This is a genomic window from Chthonomonas sp. (genome assembly GCF_035294505.1).
In the GTDB taxonomy this organism is placed as follows: Bacteria; Armatimonadota; Chthonomonadetes; order Chthonomonadales; family Chthonomonadaceae; genus Chthonomonas.
Window position 1 is genome coordinate 1 of sequence record NZ_DATGKU010000238.1, and the last position, 6,690, is coordinate 6,690.

Here is a 6,690-nt window from a genome sequence, read left to right on the forward strand (position 1 = left end):
CAGCACCACCTTGCCGGGTATTCCCAATGTGCCTTTTAGCCATGTCTCGGTGGATAATCAGGGGCGGGCAAACGGCCTTACCTATGTGTTTACCAACGAGCTGGATATTCCCAGCATCTTCGGCAGCGGGGTTGGGCTTTCTGTAGGGAACGGAACCAAACTGGGCTTTGTGGTTACGCCCACCCCCAGCCTGCAGCTCAGTGGTGGGGCTTTGGCCGCCATTCTGCCCTTCCGCGACAGCAGCGGCAATGCCCCCAAACTGCAGTTACAGGCCGCGATAAGCTTGGCGGAAAACGGGGAGATCGCCATAGATGCACAAAACGCTTCTCTAACGTCAGACACGATGAGTGGTGGACTGAAACTGCCAGGCTGTGTGGTGAAGGCGTCGCCCATGAACCTGCACTATCATCACTTTCCTGCGGGGAAACCGGATGAGTTTACACTGACCATTCCTTCGGCGACTATCGCCGTGAATCTGCCCGATCTCCTCTCGCAGGACGAAGCCCCGCTGGCTCTCGACGCGCAAAACCTCTCCATAGACCAAGACGGGCTGGTAAGCTTTAACGCTTCGCTCAATAACGCCAACCTACAGATTCCTTTAGCGCAGCCGATGGGGTTTATGCTCACCGTGAAGTCGGCTCAGTTCAGCATGAAGAACAGCCAGCCGCAAACGGTAAGCCTTACCTGCGATATCACCTTGCCACCAAGTTTGACTTCGACCAACGGCGGATCGGGCACCATCCCAGGCGTCACCCTTTCCTATAATTTCGCCAACGCGATGCGCCCCGCCGATGAGGCGGTGGCCTCGGGCAAGCACATCGGCAGCCCCGACTGCGGTATCGGTGGAGACAATCTCTTTACTTCTTTCACGTTGCCTAATGAGATTTCGCTCACATGGAACGGCCTAGGGATCAAGTTACCTGCAAATAGCACGGTGATAGTGGATTTCTCTTCTACAAAAGGCGACCCCCAAGAGAAAGACCCGGCCACCGGGCAGCCTTTACCTGCCAGTTGGCGCGGCATCTTTATCCAACAAGCCACCCTCACTCTGCCCAGCTCCTTTCAAAACAACGGCCAATCCGTCCAAATTGATGTGCACAATTTCTACATAGACCAGAACGGCGTGAGCGGTGCCGTAAGTGTTCAAAATTTGAGTGTGAATAAAGTGGACGGAGCGGATATTACCCTACAAGACCTTAGCCTCGATATAGGCCGTAACCGGATTCAAGATTGCCGCTTCGATGGCAGTCTGACCCTCACGCAGACAGGGGGACAGCTCCAGTTATCCGGCTCCTTCTCAAGCACAGGCGACATCAGTTTGGCCGTTGAGGCCGATCAGACTGTCACCTCAAACGTCTTTCCCTGTTCCATCCATATCTCGCAAGCCAAAGCGGAAAAGCAGCCGGATAATACGTGGGGTTTTACGGTCACAGGCCAATTACAGTTCGACTCCTCTAAAGCCGGCAAGCTGAGCGGCACCACTCTCGATCTCACCGATCTCGAAATTGACAGCGACGGCAAATTCAAGTTGGGCGGAGCCTGGCTCAATTTAAACAATCCCTACGACCTCGCCCTAGGGCCTGCAGAACTCGAAATACGTCAGGTGGGATTTGGAGAGGAGAACCAGAAGCAGTGGATAGGTGTTACCGGCAACGTAAAGCTCTCCGGCGATCTGCCCATTTCCGTTCAGGGGAACTTCGACGGTATCAAGTTTTACCAGGACAAAACCATCTCTTACGGCTCCATCGCGGTAGATTGCGAAATCAAACACCTTGTCCATGTGGCAGGGGAGATAAGTTTTCACAACAAAGGCGAGCAAGATCAGAATAATAAAACGGCCTATACCTACCCGGAGGACTGTCTTGACGGCAAAGTCTCGCTCACGCTCGAATGCCTCGGCGGAGGGACAGGCATAGACGCCGAATTTTTGGTGGCTAACCACGCTTGGTTCGTCGGGGCCGGTGTAAAGTTGCCCGCACCAATACCTCTTGGGTCATCCGGGTTAGCTATTGGGGGCTTTAGCGGGGCGATTGGTCACAATGTGAAACAAGACCCCACCACCCCCCAAGATAAACAGCACGGAAATCCCTACGTGGACTATAATCTTGTGCCTGACGATCAAGCCATTGCCAGTGGACAATCGAGTTGGCTTTTCTCTGCTGGCGTCCGTCTGGAAACGGTGGATCAGAACACCTTCTGGGGAGATTTCACCCTGACGGTAACCACCAATCCTTTAACGATAGACCTCCATGGCAACGGCTACCTGCTCGATGCCGTTGATGCCCAGATACCGGCCGATCCGTCAACTCATAGTAGGGTAGTTACCGGGGATATCTATATCAATCCATCACAGGCGACTTTCCAGGCCTCTTTGGGGGCGGACATCTACCTTCCGGATCGCCAAAGCAAGATCATCCATGCCAGTGGGCAGATCGTGCTTCACATTGATCCGCACACGCAATACCTACATATCGGAGGGCCTATTCATGCCGACGTGCCTAACCACCAGCTACAAATAGACAATCCCATTGAGATTGATGCCCTTGGCATCGCCTCGGTACAAGGAGCAGCCGATATAGACTTCGTTAATGGGAACCCATCTTGCGCAGCAGCGTTGCTCTGGCAAGCGGGGTTCCATTCAAGCGGCAGTGTGGATTTCGGCATTACGCTCTCCTACGATGTTAGCGCCAGTGCCTATGCGGAGGCCTACCTGAGCATAGCCTATCAGAATGGGCTGAGTTTTGGTGGGTTCGTGGCCGTGGGCGCCAGCGCTTCGGTGACACTTTCCGCCGATTTCGGCATTTTTGGAAGCGCCAGTGTGGGGCTATCTGCTTACTTCAACGGCTTTCTTGGGGTGCAGTACCAAACCAGTCCCAGTCAGCGTCAGCTAACCGCTTCGGGAGATGTGAATGCGGGTGTCAGCGTTCACCTGCCTGTGGTGGGCACCGTTTCCGGAAACCTAGACGTGGGCTACAGCATGACAATCTAGTCACACGACAATGAGTCTTACACACGAAGAGGAGGAATAAACCGATGAGAAAATCTTTTTACATCTTTTCGATACTGGCCTTTATGGTGGCGGCCGGTTGGCATGCACAGGCGGATACCGTGTCGCTTATGGCGGCCACCGCCAACCCCAATACGAAACCGGAAGTCCGCTTGAGGTGGGTTGTCACGGACGGTTGGCTCGCTCCGGGAGGCTACAACCTGTATCGCATTGTGAATGGGCAACGAACCAAAGTCAACACACAGCCCATTCAAATGAAGCCAAATGCCATCAAGCCCCAAATGCTCCAGATACTGAGCCGCCGAGTTCAGCTTCCGAATGGGCAGCTGCCGCAGCAGGGCTTTTTCCAAAAAGCGCTGGCGCGCGATACCTCCCACATAAGCCGGGATGCTTTTACAGCTTATGGCACCCTCTTAAAGCAGCAGAGCGCTCTCACGGCTCCTCAGATGTGGCAAAGCCGCGTGCAGAAAACCCCTGCGGTCGTCGTGCCCCAAGCGCTGCTAACCTATCGCACGCGCATGCTTAGAATGCCTAACAGGCAACTGAACCCACAACCTCTGCCGCCGGGGCAAAAGCTGCCCCCTGATACGGAAACCGTGCTGCGACGCCAACATCTCTTTCTTACCGGTCTCACCAACCCGCAGGTGGCCGACGCCATAGGAATGGCTTACACCGACCCGAACGTGCAAAACGGGCAGCAGATCACCTATGCGTTGCGCGCGATTGGGGATAACGGCCAAGAAAGCCCCAACGATGTCGCTACCGTTACCATTACGGTGGGCAAAGACCCTCAGCCTCCGGCCCCTGAGGTAGAAAAGCCCATCCAGACGGGAGTCTATTCTGTGGCGCTACACTGGTCTGACCCCCCTGAAGATGTTATGAAGGCTTTGGTGACGGCGACCTACAGTGTGTTTCGCATAGATAAGGCGCACCCCCAAGGGGTTCAGTTGAACAAGCTGCCCATCATGGTGAGTTATCAGAACGACCCTAACAACCAACAGCGGGTGTCCTCCCTTATCACCTTTAGCGACGAGGATGCGCCCATTGAGCCGCTTAGCTATAGAGTTGTTCTGGTGGATTCATTTGGCCGAGAAAGCCAACCCACCACGGTGCAGATCGCCATGGAGGATTGGCGCACGCCCCCACCGGTTACCAACGCCCAAGCGAATCTAAGCGCCGACGGGAAGAGCATTGACGTGATATGGAACAAGTCGGCGGATAATGCGGCCGTTTATCGCATTTTCCGCATAGATACCGAACAACCTAACGCGGCACCCCAACTGCTGACGCCTCAGCCCATCAACGGCATACCCTATGTTCCGGCCGACTCGGATATTTCCGCCGCGCATATCCTCGTGCTGGTTGCCAGCAATGGAAAGCTCGTGGGCAAGACCGTGAAGGAGCCTATGGCCAAAGTTCTGCGCGCCGGTGTGCCTTTAGCACAAGGGCAGAATCGTTTTCTGATGTCTGCTCGCACAAGTTGGAAGGAATTGGCATCGAGAGGAGTGGACATCGCTCCGCTACAACAGGCAGCCCAAGACACCGTCCTTGTTTTTACCGATACCACCATTGCTCCAGACCACTACTATCGTTATCTCATCACTGCCGATTACAAGGCAAACCTGCGCGATTCGACCCCGGCGGCAACCAATGTGGTTGCCGTACCTTTAAAGGACGTACCGCCCGGCCCGGCTAACCTGAAGGCGTCTTTCACGAAAACCGCCCAGACGGCCGAGATGCAGTTGCGTTCTCAATATCTCTGTGACCCCAAAGCTATTGGTCTTGAGCCACCGAACTTTCGTATCCTGCACCCTGGCAACACGGGAACGAAGCAGCTACCGCAGACCCTTATGCAGCTTAGTGCTGTGAAGGTTGCAAGACCAGGAGGACCGGTTTCAATAATTAATCTTAACGACTTCTCTGACGCCATCCCTGCCGATATCGGTGGAAACGTTACGCTCTCTTGGGCACCCGTCAATACGACCAAAGGCATGCGCTACCGTATCTATCGCGCCAGCCTCACCGGATATTTTCGACCCAACGTACAGGAGGCAGCTCCGGCCGGCCCGCCCCCTCCACCCGGCTCTCAAACTATCACCTTTAAAGGTGGCATCGTCCCGCTGCAACACCCGTTGCCCCTTGCGACACAACTGGCGTCGAAGCCGTTCCGCTATGTCCGCACAAATAGCAACATTGTGGGCGCCAACGGAGTCATCCTCGCTAAGTATGTACGTATACTCCAGACGCCCATAGAATGGAAACTGCTGGGCGAGACAGACCAGACGCAGTATACCGACCCCATGCCGCGAAGCCGCGCAACCTACTATCTCTATCGGGTAGTGGCCGTGACGCGATGGGACATTGCAAGCACGCAACCTTCTGAACTGCGTTTCCGTGTGCCCTCCACGCTGCCTCCTACCACCCCTATCCTTCAAAAAGTGGTGGCCAACGAAGAGGGCAACGTCGTCCTGTCTGTGGTGCCTAACCCACCCAACGAAGAGGTTGCGAAGTTCTTGGTCTATCGCCAGGAGGTTCCACCAACTATAAATATACCTACCGCTGCTGGCGAGTTGACCTCTATTCTTCACAATGCAGGGCTTGTGGCCCAAGCCGGTAACCCCGTGCCGCCTCGTCCCCCTGTAGGCCAAATCGCCCCCGCAAAACCCTTCATTACCACCAAGCCTTTCATTACGGCCACACCGGCAGCCGCTGCTACAACCACATCGGCGGCGACCCACATTCAAAACTTGAACGTAAGGCTTCAGCAGGTTCATGCTTCGGCCGCTTTTGCCGGCAGAAACCTTATTGCCAACGATCAGACGGCTCAACTCGCCTTCGCCGCCTCCAGCCGGTTTGGGGTAAGGCAACAGCAGTCACCTGCCCTTGCGCTCAGCAGCATCCTTACTGGGCAGCAATTGATTAAAGCGCCAGACCCGGCTGTTCTTAAGTTGCTTGACCTCAAAAACTACACCGAGATCGGCGAGGTAGACGTGCCCCAAGGCACCACAGACCCTGTCGCCTTTGTAGACAGCACCGCCAAGCCGGAGGTCACTTATGAATACTGCGTGGTTGCCGTAGATCAAGACGATAATCACTCTATTCCCTCTAATCCTCTTGATGGATCGGCTTTCAAGGTCAAGGCAGACCCGCCTCAAAACGTATCGGTGAGCTATGATGCCACCCTACGTGCAGCCAAACTCAGTTGGGCGGCGCCTGCCACCGGGGCAGGCGGCTATGTGGTATTTCGTGCAATACAGCCGACCGGTGGGGGGCAACCTAACTACATACAACTTGCCGTATTGCCCGGCAATGGAGGAAACCCTCCTACCAACTTCACCGATTACAATGTCCGCTCCGGCCCTACCTATCTTTACATCGTACGGGCTATAGACCAAAGCGGAAATATCTCGGCACCTCCTCAACAGCCCATTAGCTTTAAGGTGCCGTAGTTTCATCCGATTTTGACACACCCTCAAGAAGGGGGTGTGTCAAAAAAAGGACGCTAGATGGGCCGTCCGAAGTGGTACGGTCTGGCGTCTCTCATGGATAGGGATGCGCGAAGACCTAGAGAATGCAATGCGTTTACGCTCGAATCGAAACCTATGAAAGGAGAAAGCTATGCGCTTTCAAACAGTTTGCCGTCGTGCGACTCTCACAGGTCTCGCGACTGTTACAGGTGCCTT

The 6,690-nt window shown here is 54.9% G+C and carries 2 protein-coding genes; both read left to right on the forward strand.

The features are described 5' to 3' along the window. On the forward strand, nt 1–2,989 hold a 2,989-nt coding region (locus VKV18_RS14185; RefSeq protein ID WP_324204839.1), incomplete at its 5' end, for a hypothetical protein. 44 nt (nt 2,990–3,033) lie between these two features. Next, nucleotides 3,034–6,456 (forward strand): hypothetical protein, encoded by a 3,423-nt coding sequence (locus VKV18_RS14190; protein ID WP_324204840.1) that lies wholly within the window; start codon nt 3,034–3,036, stop codon nt 6,454–6,456. The last annotated feature ends 234 nt before the right edge of the window (nt 6,457–6,690 follow it).